General features: G+C 68.2%; 13 protein-coding genes. 8 read left to right on the top strand and 5 right to left on the bottom strand.

From position 1 onward, the window contains the following. Positions 1–33: 33 nt before the first annotated feature. Both A5651_RS10325 and A5651_RS10330 read right to left on the bottom strand, forming a co-directional pair. Positions 34–954, bottom strand: a complete 921-nt coding sequence (locus tag A5651_RS10325; protein WP_066979218.1) for a TIGR03564 family F420-dependent LLM class oxidoreductase — start codon at positions 952–954, stop codon at positions 34–36. A gap of 163 nt (positions 955–1,117) precedes the next feature. Next, positions 1,118–2,416 carry an acetyl-CoA C-acetyltransferase gene (locus A5651_RS10330; protein ID WP_066979221.1) on the bottom strand — a complete coding sequence of 433 codons (1,299 nt, stop codon included), beginning with the start codon at positions 2,414–2,416 and terminating at the stop codon, positions 1,118–1,120. A 46-nt stretch (positions 2,417–2,462) separates the two neighbouring features. Here A5651_RS10330 and A5651_RS10335 point away from each other — a divergent pair, with 46 nt between their 5' ends. The 3 genes from A5651_RS10335 to A5651_RS10345 are packed head-to-tail and all read left to right on the top strand — an operon-like array spanning position 2,463 to position 5,764. Beyond that, a complete protein-coding gene (locus A5651_RS10335; RefSeq protein ID WP_066979224.1) occupies positions 2,463–3,815 on the top strand; it encodes a 3-oxoacyl-ACP reductase in 1,353 nt (450 codons plus the stop codon). Between the two features lie 8 nt (positions 3,816–3,823). Next, positions 3,824–4,669: a MaoC/PaaZ C-terminal domain-containing protein gene (locus A5651_RS10340; RefSeq protein ID WP_197496595.1), complete on the top strand. Its 846-nt coding sequence runs from the start codon at positions 3,824–3,826 to the stop codon at positions 4,667–4,669. A 9-nt stretch (positions 4,670–4,678) separates the two neighbouring features. Beyond that, positions 4,679–5,764: an acetylserotonin O-methyltransferase gene (locus A5651_RS10345; protein WP_231988644.1), complete on the top strand. Its 1,086-nt coding sequence runs from the start codon at positions 4,679–4,681 to the stop codon at positions 5,762–5,764. On the opposite strand, the gene A5651_RS10350 is transcribed toward A5651_RS10345, so the two are convergent. Then, on the bottom strand, positions 5,761–6,390 hold the full coding sequence (locus tag A5651_RS10350) for a TetR/AcrR family transcriptional regulator (protein WP_066979227.1): 630 nt from the start codon (positions 6,388–6,390) through the stop codon (positions 5,761–5,763). The two genes, A5651_RS10345 and A5651_RS10350, sit on opposite strands and share 4 nt — an antisense overlap. 70 nt (positions 6,391–6,460) lie before the next feature. Between A5651_RS10350 and A5651_RS10355 the strand changes: the two genes are divergently transcribed. Further along, a complete protein-coding gene (locus tag A5651_RS10355) occupies positions 6,461–7,627 on the top strand; it encodes an amidohydrolase family protein (protein ID WP_066979230.1) in 1,167 nt (388 codons plus the stop codon). A 10-nt stretch (positions 7,628–7,637) separates the two neighbouring features. Here the strand turns inward: A5651_RS10355 and A5651_RS10360 are convergent, their stop codons facing one another. Further along, on the bottom strand, positions 7,638–8,771 hold the full coding sequence (locus A5651_RS10360) for a glycoside hydrolase family 3 N-terminal domain-containing protein (protein WP_066979233.1): 1,134 nt from the start codon (positions 8,769–8,771) through the stop codon (positions 7,638–7,640). Positions 8,772–8,853: 82 nt separating this feature from the next. On the opposite strand from A5651_RS10360, the gene A5651_RS10365 reads away from it, so the two are divergent. Genes A5651_RS10365 through A5651_RS10380 form a run of 4 tightly spaced genes read left to right on the top strand, consistent with a single transcriptional unit; the run spans position 8,854 to position 15,790 of the window. Then, positions 8,854–9,027 (top strand): DUF2613 domain-containing protein, encoded by a 174-nt coding sequence (locus A5651_RS10365; RefSeq protein ID WP_066979236.1) that lies wholly within the window; start codon positions 8,854–8,856, stop codon positions 9,025–9,027. After that, positions 9,002–13,396, top strand: coding sequence for an alpha-(1->3)-arabinofuranosyltransferase (locus A5651_RS10370; protein WP_197496596.1), 4,395 nt, complete (start codon positions 9,002–9,004; stop codon positions 13,394–13,396). The genes A5651_RS10365 and A5651_RS10370 overlap by 26 nt, the downstream gene beginning before the upstream one ends. Further along, entirely contained in the window at positions 13,342–14,319 is a 978-nt protein-coding gene (locus A5651_RS10375; protein WP_082943687.1) for a phosphotriesterase, read from the top strand. The genes A5651_RS10370 and A5651_RS10375 overlap by 55 nt, the downstream gene beginning before the upstream one ends. Position 14,320: 1 nt before the next feature. Continuing rightward, positions 14,321–15,790, top strand: coding sequence for an AMP-binding protein (locus A5651_RS10380; RefSeq protein WP_066979240.1), 1,470 nt, complete (start codon positions 14,321–14,323; stop codon positions 15,788–15,790). Here A5651_RS10380 and A5651_RS10385 read toward each other — a convergent pair. After that, positions 15,759–16,880 carry an acyltransferase gene (locus A5651_RS10385; RefSeq protein ID WP_066979243.1) on the bottom strand — a complete coding sequence of 374 codons (1,122 nt, stop codon included), beginning with the start codon at positions 16,878–16,880 and terminating at the stop codon, positions 15,759–15,761. The genes A5651_RS10380 and A5651_RS10385 overlap by 32 nt on opposite strands. Between the last annotated feature and the right edge of the window lie 177 nt (positions 16,881–17,057).

Raw genomic sequence — 17,057 nt, forward strand, 5'->3', positions numbered from 1 at the left:
GACGACTCTCACACCAGAGGCATTTTCGGGCCGTCAGGCGTCCTTCGCGCGCAGCAGAGCGCGGGTGCGTTCGCGCACGTCAGGGGATGTATCGAAGATCACCGCGGAGAACTCGTCGACGCCGAGACTCGCCAGTTCATCGAGGCGCTCGGACACCTCTTCCTCGTTGCCGATGATCGCGGCGTCTTCGGGGTTGGCGTAGCCCTCGCGGTCGAGCATTGCGCGGTAGGACGGCAGGGTCCCGTACATCGCGAACAGCTCTGTGGCTTGCGCTCGCGCCCTGTCGACGTCATCCGTGACGCTGATCGGCAGGCCGGCCACCACGCGTACTGCGCCCACGGGCCTTCCCGCTTCCTCGGCTGCCGCACGCAGCGTCGGGCAAATATGTTGGCCGAGCGTCTTCGGTCCGCACATCCACGTCAGCGTCCCCGCGGTCCGTCGGCCGCACAGCTTCAGCATCTGCGGGCCCAGCGCGGCGAGGTAAATCTCCGGCGCCGGCGCGCCGGGAATCTGGAGGGCCCCGCGGGCGGTCACGGTCTCACCGACCACGTCGACGGGCTCCCCGGCGAGCAGGGGCTGCAATGCGTCGAGGTATTCGCGCATGCGGCGCACCGGCTTGTCGTAGGGAATGCCCCACATGCCTTCGGTGACCGCCTGATGCGTCAGGCCCAGTCCAAGGACGAACCGAGCACCGGCGATTGTGTTGAGGGTGAGGGCCCGCTGCGCCATCTGCATCGGGTGTTGGTTCTGGATCGGCAGCACCGCAGAGCCGACTTCGATGCCGTCAACTTCGCGAAGCGCCACCGCGAGCACCGTCAACAGGTCGCCGTCGAACGGCATCTGTGCCATCCACACCCTGCGGAAACCTTCGTCGCGCGCCTTCTCGAGGGATTGCACCGTGGAATCGATCGGGGACGCGCCGACGGGGGTGGCGATATTGACGCTCATCTGCATGACATTCACGATGCCAGCAAGAGAGCCTGCCACCCAGCCTGCCAGCTGCAAAAAAGTAGTCGCCCCGTGTTGCCGTCGGGTCGGGGGGTCAGACGACAACACGGAGCTATCCCGTGTATCGAATGGTCTCCGCGGGCCGTTACAGCTGCGAAAGAAATTCTTGTCAGGCCTCGAGGATGGCCGCCACACCCTGCCCGCCGGCCGCGCAGATGGAGATCAGGCCGCGCACCGGCTTGCCGGTCTCCTTCTTTTTCTCCGCGAGCTGCTTTGCCAGCTGCGCCACGATCCGGCCGCCGGTCGCAGCGAAAGGATGGCCCGCCGCCAGCGACGAGCCGTTGACGTTCAGCTTGGACCGGTCGATCGAGCCGAGCGCGGCGTCCAGGCCGAGGCGTTCCTTGCAGTACTCCTCGGACTCCCAGGCCTGCAGATGGCACAGCACCACCGACGCGAACGCCTCGTGGATCTCGTAGAAGTCGAAATCCTGCAGGCTCAGGCCGTTGCGGGCCAGCAGGCGCGGCACCGCATAGGTCGGCGCCATCAGCAGGCCGTCCTTGCCGTTGACGTAGTCGACGGCCGCGGTCTCGGAGTCGACGTAGTAGGCCAGCGGCTCGACGCCGTGGGCCGAGGCCCAGTCCTCGGTGGCCAGCAGCGACACCGACGCGCCGTCGGTCAGCGGCGTCGAGTTGCCCGCGGTCATCGTCGCGTCACCGGCCTTGGTGCCGAACACCGGCTTGAGCTTGGCCAGTTTCTCGGCCGACGAATCGGCCCTCAGGTTGTTGTCCCTGTACACGCCCAGGAACGGTGTGACGAGATCGTCGAAAAAGCCGCGGTCGTAGGCGGCGGCCATGTTGTTGTGGCTGGCCGCGGCCAGCTCGTCCTGGTCGGCGCGCTTGATGCCCATCTCCTTGGCGGTGATCGCGGCGTGCTCGCCCATCGACAGGCCCGTGCGGGGCTCGCTGTTGACCGGGATCTCCACACCGATGGCGGCGGGCAGCTTGCCGACCAGCTTGAGCCGCTCCACATTTGACTTCGACCGGCGCAGGCCGAGCAGCACGCGACGCAGGTCGTCACCGAAGGCGATCGGCGCATCGGAAGCGGTGTCAACGCCGCCGGCGGCGGCCACCTCGTAGCGCCCGGACGCGACACCGTCGGCGGCGGCGATGGTGGCCTGCAGCCCGGTGCCGCAGGCCTGCTGGATGTCGAACGCAGGCGTGTAGGACGACAGCGAACTGCCGAGGACGCATTCGCGCATCAGGTTGAAGTCGCGGCTGTGCTTGAGCACCGCGCCTCCGATCACGGCGCCCAGCCGCTCGCCCGCCAGATCGAAGCGGTCGATCAGTCCGCCGAGCGCAGCGGTGAACATGTCTTGGTTGGAAGCGTTGGAGTAGGCGCCGTCCGAGCGTGCAAAGGGAATCCTGTTTCCGCCGAGAATTGCGACCCGCCGGTGGGTATCACTAGCCATGCACCCATAGTACCCACCCTTCTTACTCTGGAGTAAGTTCGTCCCTATGGCTACCGACCTGTACTCGCAGATCGTTCATTCCGCGCCGGGCAACTTCCTTGCCAAGCAGCTCGGCATCCCGCAACCCGAGACGCTGCGCCGCTACCGCGCCGGCGAACCGCCCCTGGCGGGCTCGCTGCTCATCGGCGGTGCGGGCCGCGTCGTCGAGCCGCTGCGCAGCGCCCTGGCTGAGGACTATGACGTGGTGTCCAACAACCTGGGCGGCCGGTGGGCCGATTCCTTCGGCGGCCTGGTGTATGACGCCACCGGCATCACCGAACCGGCTGGCCTGAAGGGGCTCTACCAGTTCTTCACGCCGCTGCTGCGCAACCTCGGGCCGTCAGCCCGTATCGCCGTCGTCGGCACCACTCCGGAGGAGGCGGGCAGCCCGCACGAGCGGATCGCGCAGCGGGCCCTCGAGGGCTTCACCCGTTCGCTGGCCAAGGAGATGCGCCGCGGCGCGACGGTGGCTCTGGTGTACCTCTCCCCCGACGCCAAGCCTGCCGCGACCGGACTCGAGTCAACGATGCGGTTCATCCTGTCCGGCAAGTCGGCCTACGTCGACGGCCAGGTGTTCCGCGTCGGCGCAGCGGATTCGGCGCCGCCCGCCGATTGGGACAAGCCGCTCGACGGCAAGGTCGCCGTCGTGACCGGGGCCGCACGCGGCATCGGCGCCACCATCGCCGAGGTGTTCGCGCGCGACGGCGCCAAGGTCGTCTGCGTCGACGTCGAGGCCGCCCACGACGCGCTCGGGGAGACCGCAAGCAAGGTCGGCGGCACCGCGCTGACGCTCGACGTGACCGCACCCGACGCCGTCGACGGCATCACCGAGCATGTCCGCGAAAACCATGACGGCCGCGTCGACGTCCTGGTCAACAACGCCGGCATCACCCGCGACAAGCTGCTGGCCAACATGGATGAGTCGCGATGGGATTCGGTGATCGCGGTGAATCTGCTTGCGCCCCTTCAACTCACCGAGGGGCTCGCCGACAACGGCACGCTGGCCGAGAACGGCCGCGTCATCGGGCTGTCGTCGATGGCGGGTATCGCGGGCAACCGGGGCCAGACCAACTACGCGGCCACGAAGGCCGGCATGATCGGGTTGACGGATGCGCTTGCCCCGAAGCTGGCCGAAAAGGGCATCACGATCAACGCCGTCGCGCCGGGCTTCATCGAGACCAAGATGACCGAGGCCATCCCGATGGCCACCCGCGAGGTGGGGCGTCGACTCAACTCGCTGTACCAGGGCGGCAAGCCCGTCGACGTCGCCGAGACCATCGCCTACTTCGCCAGCCCGGCGTCGAACGCTGTCACCGGCAACACGATTCGGGTCTGCGGCCAGGCCTGGCTCGGCGCGTAGGGGGCAGAGTGTCACAGCCGTCTGGTCTCACGAACCTGCTGCGGGCCGCCGCGGGGGCGCTGCCGTTCATCCCGCGCGGCGACTCGCTTCCCGACCGCACGCTGACCGTCGACGAACTCGCGATCGACCCGGCCAACGTCGCCGCGTACGCCCATGTCACCGGGCTGCGCTTCGGTGACGCCGTGCCGCTGACGTATCCGTTCGCGCTGACGTTCCCCACGGTGATGGCGTTGGTCACCGGATTCGATTTCCCGTTTGCTGCAATGGGATCGGTGCATATCGAGAACCACATCACCCAGCACCGACCGATCGCGGTCACCGACACCGTCGGCGTCAAGGTGCACGCAGAGAACCTGCGGGAGCACCGCAAGGGCCTGCTGGTCGACATCGTGACCGACATCAAGGTCGGCAACGAGGCGGCGTGGCATCAGGTGACGACGTTCCTGCATCAGCAGCGGACCAGCCTGTCCGATGAGCCGAAGCCGCCACCGGAGAAGGCTCCCAAGCTGGGACCGCCGAACGCTGTGCTGCGTATCTCGCCCGGACAAATCCGTCACTACGCCTCCGTCGGCGGGGATCACAACCCGATCCACACCAACCCGATCGTGGCCAAGCTGTTCGGTTTCCCGACCGTGATCGCCCACGGAATGTTCACCGCTGCGGCGGTTTTGGCAAACATCGAAGGGCAGCTGCCGGATGCGGTGCGCTACTCGGTGCGGTTCGCCAAGCCGGTGGTGCTGCCCGCGAGTGCGGGGCTGTACGTCGACCGTGTCTCCGACGGCTGGGAACTCAACCTGCGCGACCTCAAGAAGGGTGAACCCCACCTGAAGGGCACCGTCAGCATCCTGACCTAGAGTCAAGCGGTGACCGCACAGAAGATGCCGCCCGCCAAACTCGTCCGGATCGTCGAACGTGCCCGCCATGTGCTGGGTCGCGTTAATCAACGCAGCGTGCCGCCGGGCGCAGCGATGATGGAGATGCTGATTTGGGCCTGGCGCGTACAGGGCATCTCGGTGGCCGCCGAACTCAAAGTTGCCGACGCGCTGGCCGAGGGTCCGCTGACCGCCGACGAACTGGCTCGCCGCGTGGGGGCCAACCCCGATGCGCTCGGCCGCTTGATGCGAGCGTTGGTCAGCGAGGGCATCTTTGCCCGCCGCGGCGACCGGTTCACAATCAACGCACTGGGCGAGACCCTGCGGTCCGACGCGTCGGTGTCGATGGCGGGCATGGCCCGCATGGTCGGGCACCCCGCATACCGCGAGCACTGGAGCGGACTGCTCGACGCCGTCAAGACCGGCGACGCTTATGTGCCCAAGCTGCGCGGCATGAGCATTTGGGATTTCATGTCTGAAACCCCTGAACTGGCAGCCGTCTTCAACGATGCGATGACCAGCGTGTCGGAGTTCGCAATCGACCCGGTAGTCGCGGCCTACGACTTCACGCCATTCCAGACGGTGATCGACGTCGGCGGCGGCCACGGCAGACTGCTGGCGGCGATCCTAGGGGCGACACCAGGCGCACGTGGTGTGCTCTACGATCTGCCCTCGGTCATCGAGGGCGCCCCAGAGTTGTTGCAGCGGTATGGCGTTGCCGACCGCGTGCGAATCGAGGGCGGGTCGTTCTTCGATGCGGTACCCGAAGGCGGCGATGCCTACGTGCTCAAGAACATCATCCACGACTGGCCCGACGCGGAAGCGACGACGATCCTCGGCAACATCCGCAAGGTCGCGCGGCCGGGTACCACACTTCTGTTGGTGGAGTTCGTGATCCCAGACCACGACCGCGCGTTCATCGGCAAGTGGGCCGATATGGAGATGCTGGTTCAGCTCGCGGCCCGGGAACGCAACGCCGACGAATACCGAAAGCTCTACGAGCAAGCCGGTTTCCAGTTGACGCGGATCGTGCCCACTGCAGGCCCGATCAGCCTCGTCGAGGGCAGGGCGGTCTAGCCGCCGCTCGCCGTCGCGGCGTGGGCGTCCTTATCGGCCGGAGTGCCCTTGAGGCCGCGCCAGAACAGGTTGATCATCAGTTCGGCGGCCTCGTCGACGTCGGCGTCACCGGTGCTGACTTGATTGGCAACCGCTTCCCCCGCACCGACGAGTGCCACGGCCATCATGTTGAAATCCGCGTCGGGCCCGGGATTGCGGGTGCCCGATTGCAGCAGCCGCGCCACCAGATCGATGATGCGCTCGCGGCCGGCCCGCACCGTGTGCGCGAAGGCTTGGGAGCTGGTCGCCTGGGTGTACAGCACGATCCATGAGGCACGGTTGGTGTCGATGTAGTTCAGAAACGACCGCACCGCGTTGCGCAACAGGTCTTTCGGGCTCTGGCTGAAGTCGATCTCGCCGCGCACCGTCTCGACGAAGCGGCCGAGTTCACGATCGAGGCACGCGCCGAACAACTCTTCCTTAGAGCCGTAGTAGAGATAGAGCATCGGCTTGGAGATCTCAGCCTGCGCGGCGATGGCGTCCATCGACGTCTCGTGATAGCCGTTGACGGAGAACATCTGCACCGCTGCGTCCAGCATTTGCTGCTCGCGGACGGCACGCGGCAGTCGTTTGGTACCACCTGCCATTACTCAAGGGTAACGTCGGCGACGGCATCTTGGAGTTCACCCCGCCTTGTGCTGACCGAGGAGCGCTCGTATGCCGGTTGCTGACGTCTTCGACGGCGTCGAGCGTGAGGTGCCTGAGGCGCTGGCCCAGCACCTGCGCGACGTGCAACTGGTGGACCATCATGTGCACGGCGCATTCGGCAAACCGATCGATCGGGCCGCGTTCGAGGCGTCGCTGAACGAGGGGTCGACGGATCCGGTGCCGACCTTCATGACGATGTTCGACTCGCCGCTCGGCCTGGCGATCCGGCGGTGGTGCGCACCGGTTCTGGACCTGCCCCCGTATGCACCCGCCGACGAGTACTGGGCGCGGCGCAGCAAGGTGGCGCCCGACGAATTGACCTCCGCGATGCTGACGCGCGCCGGGGTCGCGCGCTGGGTGGTGGACACCGGCTTCCGGGGTGACCTGCTCACCACCCCCGCGCAGCTCGCCACGCTCAGCGGAACGCCGGCGTCGTCGGTCCTGCGCCTGGAACGACTCACCGAGGGACTCCTCGAGACCGGCACCGCTCCCGACGATTTCCCGGTGGTCTTTCGCGCGGCCCTTCAGGCTGCGGCGGAGTCGGCCGACGTCGTCGGCGCCAAGACCATCGCGGCCTACCGGACGAGCTTCGACATCGACTGGTCGCGACCGACCGATGCCGCCGTCGCCGATCACGCCCGGTCCCTGGCCGCGCGGGGCGGCGAGCTAAGGGTCGACAGCCCGGTCCTGATCGCCTTCGGTGTGCACGAGGCCGCCGAGCTGGGGTTGCCGATCCAGGTGCATGTCGGATTCGGCGACCGCGAAATGGATCTCCACCGGACCGACCCGTTGCTGTTGCTGCCGCTGCTGCGCGGCATGGCGCCCGTGCAGTTGCTGCTGCTGCACTGTTACCCGTTCCACCGGCAGGCCGGCTACCTGGCGCAGGCGTTCGATCACGTGAACTTCGATGTGGGACTTGCCATCAACCATCTCGGCAGCCGGTCCACCGCGCTGGTCGGCGAAGCGCTGGACACCGCGCCGTTCGCCAAGCATTTGTATTCGTCGGACGCGTTCGGGCTGCCCGAACTGCACCTGCTGGGTGCCGTGCTGTGGCGCCGCGCAATGGGTTTAGTGCTCGGCGAGTGGGTGCGGCGGGGCGAGTGCGGCGAACGCGACGCCATCGCGATCGTCGACATGATCGGCGTGCGCAACGCCACGCGGGTCTACAGGTTGTGACGAGCGCCGGTCAACACTTCGGGTTGGGTCCTTTCTGCGCCGCCACCCGCAGCACGGCTTCGTCGACCCGCGCCTGCCTCAAATCGCCTGCCTCGACTGCCCTTTGGAGCCCATCCAACACGGCGGGCACCTCGTCGGTGGTCACCCACAGCGCGACGTCGGCCCCGGCCTGCAGCGCGCGCAGCACCGCGTCGGCGACGCCGTAGCGCTGGTTGATAGCGCCCATGCTGGACAGGTCGTCGCTGAATACCAGGCCGCTGAACGGCGGGCCACCGTACTTGCCGGAGCGCAGCAGGTCATAGGCGGCCGGGCTGAGGCTGGCAGGGGTGTCGCCGGTCAGGCCGGGCACCTCCATGTGGCCGACCATGACGGCGACGGGCGCCTGCGTCGTCAACGTCCGGTACGGCACCAGATCATTGGCCTGCAGATCGGCCAGCGGCGGAGTCACGACACCGCCCTTGTGGGAGTCGCCCGAGGCGTGCCCGTGCCCGGGGAAATGCTTGAGCACCGGCAGCACCCCCGCGTCACGCAGGCCCTGGGCGTACGCACCCGCGAACTCGACGACCTGCGCTGGGTCCGAACCGAAGGACCGGTCGCCGATCACCTCGTCGTCGGTTTCGGTGGTGGTATCGACGACCGGGGCGAAGTCGATCGTGACGCCGAGGCCCCGCATGGCCTGGCCGCGCTGGAACGCGATGGTGCGGACCTCCTCGGGCGTCTTGGTCTGCGCGAGCACACGGGGCGACGGCTGCTGCCCGATCAGGTCGGAGAGGCGCGATACCCGGCCGCCTTCCTCGTCGACGCTGACCGCCAGCGGCAGCGGGGTCGCGGAGGCGACGATGCCACCCAGCGGCGGACCCATCATCGACAGATCGGTCCAGCTGCCGATCATGATGCCGCCGACGTGGTGGTTCTCGACGACGGCGCGGGCGTCGTCGGCTCCGGTGACGCCGACCATCAACAGCTGGGCCAGCTTGTCGTGAAGCGACATCGTCGCCAGCACGTCGCCGCAGGCGGGCGGTGCCGGCGTGGCCGGTGGCGGGCTTGCAGACGGCGACGCGGCGGGCTTCTCGGCGGGGTGCGAGCAGGCCAGCAGCAAGCCGGTCAGAGCCGCGAGCGTACCGAGGACACGGGGCAGGGGCATGGGGTCATGCTGTCATGACGCGACCGGCCCCCGGCGCGGTGCTCGATCAGCGGTCATAGAGTCCCGTGTTAGTTTGGGCCGCATGGACCGGTTTCTGGTGCCCGCTGCGGCAAGCATCGTTGTCGGCCTACTGCTGGGTGCGGCCGCCGTCTTTGGAATCACGCTAATGGTGCAGCAGGACACCAAGCCGCCGGTGCAGGCTGGCGATCCGGCGTCGGCCGTGCTGAACCGTGTCGAGTACGGCGACCGTAGCTAAGTCCCGGGTCGTCCCCCTTTCCCGCCGCTGGTTCTGGCTGGTCGCGGCGGTATCGCTGGCTCTGACGTTCGCCCAGTCGCCGGGCAGGATCTCACCCGACACCAAGCTCGACCTCACCGCCAACCCGCTGCGGTTCCTCGCGCGGGCGCTCACCCTGTGGAACAGTGAACTGCCGTTCGGGCAGGCGCAGAACCAGGCCTACGGCTACCTGTTCCCGCACGGCGCCTTCTTTCTGCTCGGCGACGTCGTCGGGTTGCCCGGCTGGGTGACCCAGCGGCTGTGGTGGGCGCTATTGCTCACGGCGGGCTTCTGGGGTCTGCTGCGGCTGGCCGAGGCTTTGGGTATCGGCTCGCCGGGTTCGCGAGTGATCGCCGCCACGGCGTTCGCGCTGTCGCCGCGGGTGCTGACCACCATCGGGGCCATCTCGTCGGAGACCCTGCCGATGATGCTGGCGCCCTGGGTACTGCTGCCCGTCGTGATGGCTTTGCGGGGGACCGCGGACGCGAGGAGCGAAAAGGACACCGCGCACGCGAGGAGCGAAAAGAGCACAGCTCCCCTGCGGGTCCTGGCGGCACGCTCGGCGCTCGCGCTGGCGCTGATGGGTGCGGTCAACGCCGTCGCCACCCTCACCGGCTGTCTACCCGCGCTGATCTGGTGGGCCTGCCACCGGCCCAACCGGCTGTGGCTACGGTTCACGGCGTGGTGGGCCGGGTGCGCGGTGCTGGCCGTCGCGTGGTGGGTGGTGGGGCTGGTCATGCTCGGCCGGATCAGCCCGCCGTTCCTCGATTTCATCGAATCCTCCGGCGTCACAACGCAATGGACGTCGCTCACCGAACTGTTGCGCGGCACGGACAGCTGGACCCCGTTCGTCGCGCCGAATGCCACCGCGGGCGCCTCACTGGTCACGGGGACCGTGGCGGTGCTGGCCACCACGATCGTCGCCGCGGCGGGGCTGGCAGGGCTCGCAATGCGGACCATGCCCGCGCGCGGCCGGCTGGTGACGATCCTGCTGATCGGCGTCGCTGCGCTGGCCGCCGGTTACTCGGGCGGTTTCGGATCGCCTCTGGCGCATGCGGTTCAGGCGTTCCTGGACGCCGATGGGACGCCGCTGCGCAACGTACACAAACTCGAGCCGTTGATCCGGCTGCCCTTGGTGCTAGGCCTCGCCCATCTGCTCGGCCGCATCCCGCTGCCAGGAAGCGTGCCGCGGCGCGAATGGGTGCACGCGTTCGCGCACCCCGAGAACAACAAACGGGTCGCCGTCGGGATCGTCGTGCTGTTCGCGCTGGCGGCCGGTTCGTCGCTGGCCTGGACCGGTCGGCTCACCCCGCCTGGCACCTTTGAGGCGATCCCGCCGTACTGGCGCCAGACGGCGGCATGGCTCGACGAGCACAACACCGGCTCTCCGCCAGGACGTGTGCTCGTCGCGCCGGGCGCGCCGTTCGCCACGCAAACGTGGGGCACCAGCCACGACGAGCCTCTTCAGGTGCTGGGCGCCAGCCCGTGGGGTGTGCGTGACTCGATCCCGCTCACACCACCGCAGACCATCCGCGCGCTGGACTCGGTGCAGCGGTTGTTCGCCGCCGGCCGCCCATCGGCAGGTCTTGCGGAAACCCTTGCCAGGCAAGGGATTTCCTATGTTGTGGTGCGCAACGATCTGGACCCGGAGACGTCGCGGTCGGCGCGGCCCGTGCTGGTGCACCGCGCGATCGACGGCTCACCCGGGCTGACGAAGGTCGCCGAGTTCGGCGACCGGGTCGGACCGGGCACGCTCGCGGGATTCATCACCGACAGCGGCCTGCGACCGAAGTACCCGGCCGTGGAGATCTACCGCGTCGCGGACGTGAGGAGCGAAAAAGGCGTCGCGGACGTGAGGAGCGAAAAAGGCGTCGCGGACGTGAGGAGCGAAAAAGGCGCCGCGGACGTGAGGAGCCAACCCGGCGCACCGTACCTGACCGACACCGACGCGATGGTCCGCGTCGACGGCGGGCCCGAGGCGCTGCTGCGTCTCGACGAGCGACGCAGGCTGCTCGGTCAGCCGCCGCTGGGACCGATGCTGTTGACCGCCGACGCGCAGCGTGCCGGGCTAGCGGCACCAGTAGTCACCGTCACCGACACCCCGCTGGCGCGCGAAACCGACTACGGCCGTGTCGACGACCACTCCTCGGCGATCCGCGCCCACGGCGACACGCGGCACACCTTCAACCGGGTGCCCGACTATCCCGCGGGTGACAGCCGAATGGTCTACGGCGACTGGGCCGGTGGCCGGATCACCGTGTCGAGTTCGGCGGCCGACTCCACCGCGCTGCCCAATGTCGCGCCCGCGACCGGGCCGACGGCGGCCATCGACAGCGATACGTCCACCAGCTGGGTGTCCAACGCGCTGCAGTCCGCAGTCGGTCAGTGGCTGCAGGTCGATTTCGACCATCCGGTCACCAACGCGACGATCACCGTAACCCCGAGCGCGACGGCCGTCGGCGCACAGGTTCGCCGTATCGAGATCTCCACCGTCAACGGCACCAGCACCTTGCGTTTCGACCAGCCCGGAAAGCCGATCACGGCAGCGCTGCCCTACGGCGAGACGCCGTGGGTGCGCATCACCGCGGCGGGCACCGACGACGGCTCCCCCGGCGTGCAGTTCGGCATCACCGACTTCAGCGTCACACAGTACGACGCCTCCGGCTACGCCCATCCGATCGCGCTGCGCCATACCGTCACCGTGCCCGCACCCCCACCGAATTCTGCTGTCGCGCAGTGGGATCTGGGCTCGGAACTGCTGGGCCGGTCCGGTTGCGCCGAGGGTCCCGACGCCGTGCACTGCGCAGCGACTATGGCGCTGGCACCCGAAGAGCCGGTGAACCTCAGCCGGACGCTGACGGTCCCCGAACCGATCGCGGTGACGCCGACGGTGTGGGTGCGACCACGTCAGGGTCCCGCCCTCGCCGACCTGATAGCCCAGCCTGGAACAGGCAGGGCGACAGGCGATTCCGACCCCGTCGACGTGCTCGGCTCGGCCTACGCGGCCGCCGACGGTGATCCGCGCACCGCGTGGACGGCACCGCAGCGGGTCGTGCAGTTCCGTACGCCACCCACCTTGACGCTGAAGCTGCCGTCGGCCCGCGAGGTCAGCGCGCTGCGGCTGACACCGAGTTCGTCGACGCTGCCGGCCCATCCGACAATGGTGGGCATCGACCTCGGCGACGGTCCGCAGGTGCGCCGGGTGGGCGACGACGGACCACAGACGCTCCCGTTGCGGGCGAAGGTCACCGACACGGTCACCGTGTCGATCCTTGATTGGGACGATGTGATCGACCGCACCGCATTGGGTTTCGATCAGCTCAAGCCCCCGGGTCTGGCGGAGATCACCGCTCTCGACGCGCAGGGCCACCCGATTGCCGCGGCCGACGCCGCCCGCAACAGCACGCGGGCGGTGAGGCTGCCGTGCGGCAAGGGGCCGATCATCGCTGTCGCGGGCCAGTTCGTCCAGACGTCGGTTGACACCACCGTGGGGGCACTGCTGACCGGTGACCCGATCGAGGCGAAGCCATGCCAGCAGGGCCCTGTCGCGCTGCCCGCGGGCCAGCAGGAGCTGCTCATCAGTCCCGGAGCGGCGTTCGTGGTCGACGGTGTGCAGCTCGTGGGGCCGCTGGGACGCGAATTGCGCAGCGCCCCAGTCAGTCCCGTGCACGCGGCGACGTGGAGCAACGACCGTCGAAAAGTGGACATACCGGCGGCGCAGGTGTCACGAGTGCTAGTGGTGCCCGAAAGCCTCAACCCGGGCTGGACCGCCCGCGCCGAAGACGGCACGGCGCTGACGCCGGTCACCGTGAACGGCTGGCAGCAGGGCTGGGTCGTGCCCGCGGGCGCGTCGGGACCGATCACGTTGTCCTTCGGCGCCAACGCCGTCTACCGCGCGGGCATCATCGGCGGCCTGGCGCTGCTGCCGGTCCTGCTGCTGCTGGCGTTGGTGCCAGTGCGGCGCGAACCGCCGGCCGCCGAGCCATCACGTCCGTGGCAACCAGGCACGGTGGCGGCGGCCCTCGCGGTTCTCGCGGTCGGCGCGGTGATCTCGGGCATCGCCGGTGTCGCCGTGATGGGCGCCGCGCTCGGCGCCGGCTACCTGCTGCGCAACCGAACCCGGCTTTCCAACGCCGTCGCCGTCGGCGCCAGCGCGGCCGGCCTGATCCTCGCCGGCGCCGTCTTGTCGCAGAACCCGTGGCGGTCGGTGGACGGTTACGCCGGACACTCACCGATCGTGCAACTGCTTGCCCTGATCTCAGTTGCCGCACTAACAGCGTCGGTAGCATCGCCCGCGTGCCGCCACTCAACACCGTCCGCGGAACAATCGACACCGCCGACCTCGGGATGACACTCATGCACGAACACGTCTTCGTGCTTTCACCCGAGATCAACGCAAACCACCCCGAGGTGTGGGGCGACGAGGACCAACGGATCGCCGACGCGGTCAATCGACTCAACGAGCTCAAGTCGCGCGGCGTGGACAGCATCGTCGACCTCACGGTGATCGGGCTCGGCCGCTACATCCCCCGCATCGCGCGCATCGCCGAGCAGACCGACATCAACATCGTCGTCGCGACCGGCCTCTACACCTACAACGATGTGCCGCTGTACTTCTCTCTTCGCGGACCAGGAACAATGCTCGACGGCCCGGAGATCATGACCGAGATGTTCGTCGGCGACATCCGTGACGGCATCGCCGACACCGGCATCAAGGCCGCAATCCTCAAGTGCGCCACCGACGAACCCGGCGTGACCCCCGGCGTCGAGAGGGTGTTGCGGGCCGTCGCCGCGGCACACCGCGAAACCGGAGTGCCGATCACCACACACACCCACGCCGCGAGCCGGCGCGGCCTCGAGCAGCAGCGGATCTTCGCCGAGGAAGGTGTCGACCTGTCCCGCGTAGTGATCGGCCACTGCGGGGACACCACTGACATCGGCTACCTGGAAGAGCTCATCGCCAACGGCTCCTACATCGGCATGGACCGCTTCGGGCTCGACACCTTCCTCGACACCGAGCAGCGGGTGAACACCGTGGCGACGATGTGCGAGCGCGGGCACGCCGACAAGATGGTGCTGTCCCACGACGCATCATGCCTACTCGATTGGCTGCCAGAGGAAGTCGTGCCCGTCGCGATGCCCAACTGGCACTATCTGCACATCTCCGACGACGTGATCCCGGCGCTGAAGCAGCGTGGCGTGACCGACGAACAGATCACCGCGATGCTCGTCGACAACCCACGCAGGATATTCGAAAGGCAGGGCGGCTACTGACATGACGGAATCCGCGCCCACGCTCGGCACCAGAGTCTCGATGCTGGCCGCCGACAAGCCCGACGCGTCCGCGATCACCTGCTCGGGCCGCACACTGACCCGCCGCGAGCTCGATTCGTCGACCAACCGGCTAGCGCGTGCGTTCGCCGAGCGCGGCGTTGGCGTCGGTGACTACGTGACGATCGCCCTGCCCAACTCTATCGAGTTCCTGCAGGCCGCGATCGCGGCGTGGAAGCTGGGCGCCGTACCTCAACCGCTGCCGGCCCGCCTGCCCGACAACGAGTTTCAGAATTTGCTGGACTTGCACCCCCGCGCTCTGATCGTCGGCAGAGCCGATCCATCCGGCACGACGCCCAGCGTCGATGCGGGTTTCACACCGGATCCGGCCGTGCCCGACGCCGCGCTGCCCGAGGCTGTCTCTCCGACATGGAAGGCGATGGCCAGCGGGGGCAGTACCGGACGGCCGAAGCTGATCGAAGCCGGCGGTGACAGCCGCACCGACCTGACGCCGGTGAGCCTCGCAATGGGCACCAAAGAGGAAGATGTTCAACTGGTTTCGGTGCCGATGTCCCACAACACCGGAATGACGGCCGCCACCATGGGCCTGACGATGGGCCACCATCTGGTCTTGATGCCGCGGTTCGATCCGGCAGAGTTTCTGCGGCTGGTCACCGAAACACGGGTCAACTGGCTGTTCACGGTGCCGACAATCATGCACCGGTTGCTGCCGGTCTACGACGCCGACCCCGACGCCTACGACTTGTCCTCGCTGCGCCGGTTGTGGCACGTCGGAGCACCGTGCGCCCCGTCGGTCAAGCAGCGATGGATCGAGTTGCTCGGCCCGGACGCGGTGTGGGAACTTTACGGCGGCACCGAGCTTCAGGCGTTGGCGGCGTTGAGCGGCGGCGAATGGTTGCAGCATCGTGGATCGGTGGGCCGCGTGATCTCCGGCGAGATGAAGGTTCTCGACGACGACGGCAACGAGTGCCCGCCCGGCGTCAGCGGCGAGGTCTACATGCGTCCGTCGCCGGGTAGCGCCCCGACCTACCGCTACATCGGCGCGACGGCCAAGAGCCGTGACGGCTGGGACTCTCTGGGTGACCTCGGCTACTTCGACGAGGACGGCTACCTCTACCTCAACGACCGGCGGGTGGACATGTTCACCGTCGGCGGCCGCAACGTCTATCCAGCCGAGGTCGAAGGCGCACTCGCCGCCCACCCGAAGGTGTTGTCCTGCTTGGTCGTCGGCGTGCCCGACGAGGATCTGGGCCAGGTGCCGTATGCCATCGTTCAGGCCGACGGGCTCGACGAGGATGCCGTCATCGCGTTCCTCTCCGAGCGCATCGCGCACTACAAGGTGCCGCGCACGGTCGAGTTCACCGACACGCCGCTGCGCGACGATGCGGGCAAGGCGCGGCGGTCGGCGGTGCGCGACGCGATCATCGCGCGGCTGGCGCAGGCGCGCTCCTGACGGCGCTGTCCAGCGGCGGCGCCGGCTCGGCTGGGCTGCTGCGGCGATACTCCCACCGCCGCAACGCAACCCGGCATGGCGACTCGAACAGCGCGTAGCTGACCGCCGCGATCGCGAACCCGAACACCACTGTCAGCCCGAGCACCACCGGCATGTGCCCGTTGAACGCGAACTCGCCGATGATCGGGAACACCATCCACAGCGCGGCCAGATGCCAGATGAACAGCCCGTAGGACCACCGGCCCAATGTCACCATCGTGGTGTTGCCCAGGATGCGGTGCGGGGTGTCGGGAGCGTCGAGCACCAGCGGCGCCAGAAGCGCACCCGACACCACAGCGCCCATCGCGACCTTGACGATGAACTGGTGTGCGGTGCCCGGCGTCAGGCCTTCCGGACCCGCCAGCGGCGACGCCGCCACCAAGAACGCCGCCAGTGCGACGACCGCCATCAGGACCCGTCTACGCGCCAACCGGTGCGGCCAGCCGACCGGTGTCACGGTCAGCTCGGCCAGCAGCATCCCCGCGACGAACCACGACAGGAACGCGGGCGGCCAGTTCAGCGAGCTGACCCCGACCGGCGTGTGGATCGGCAGCAGAGCCCACCCGAGGCTCAGCACACCCGCGGCGGCCAGCACGGGGATGCGCGCGCGCGCCGGCAACCGCCGAACCAGCAGTGCGATCACCGGCAGCGCCACATAGAAGCTCACCTCGACGGCGAGGCTCCACATCTGCGTCAACCCGGCCGTCAGCGTCAACGGCACATAGATCTGGGTCAGCGACAGGTTGGCCAGCCACACCGTGAGGTCGGGTTTGGCGTCGGGCAGCAGGGTCAGGATGACTACAACGGCCACCAGGTAGGCGGGCATGATGCGGACCAAACGCGACCGCAAGTAGTGCCCCGTCGGCGGGGTTGGGCGCAGGCCGCGGGCGGCGGCGGCGTGACCGCGCCACAACAAAAATCCCGATAGTGCGAAGAACACGGCGACGGCGAGGTCGAACCGGCCGAACAAGCGGCCAATGACCCCGCCGGTGTGCCCGGTCTGGAACGCAACGTGGGTGACGACGACGCCGACGGCCGCACAGGCCCGCATGCCCTCGACTGGGGGCAGAAAGCCACGGGTGCCGCTCACTGCCTCCGTACGCGTTTGGGAACCTGGCACCCGACCAGTGTGCAGGACGCCCTGGCGCGTAAGCCGTTGCAGTAAGTGATGGCCTTAGTTTGTGCTGTTAGGGTCCGTAGCCAGTGGTGCAGCCATCGGGCCTTCGGA

This window comes from Mycobacterium sp. 1274761.0 (assembly GCF_001668615.1).
In the GTDB taxonomy this organism is placed as follows: Bacteria; Actinomycetota; Actinomycetes; order Mycobacteriales; family Mycobacteriaceae; genus Mycobacterium.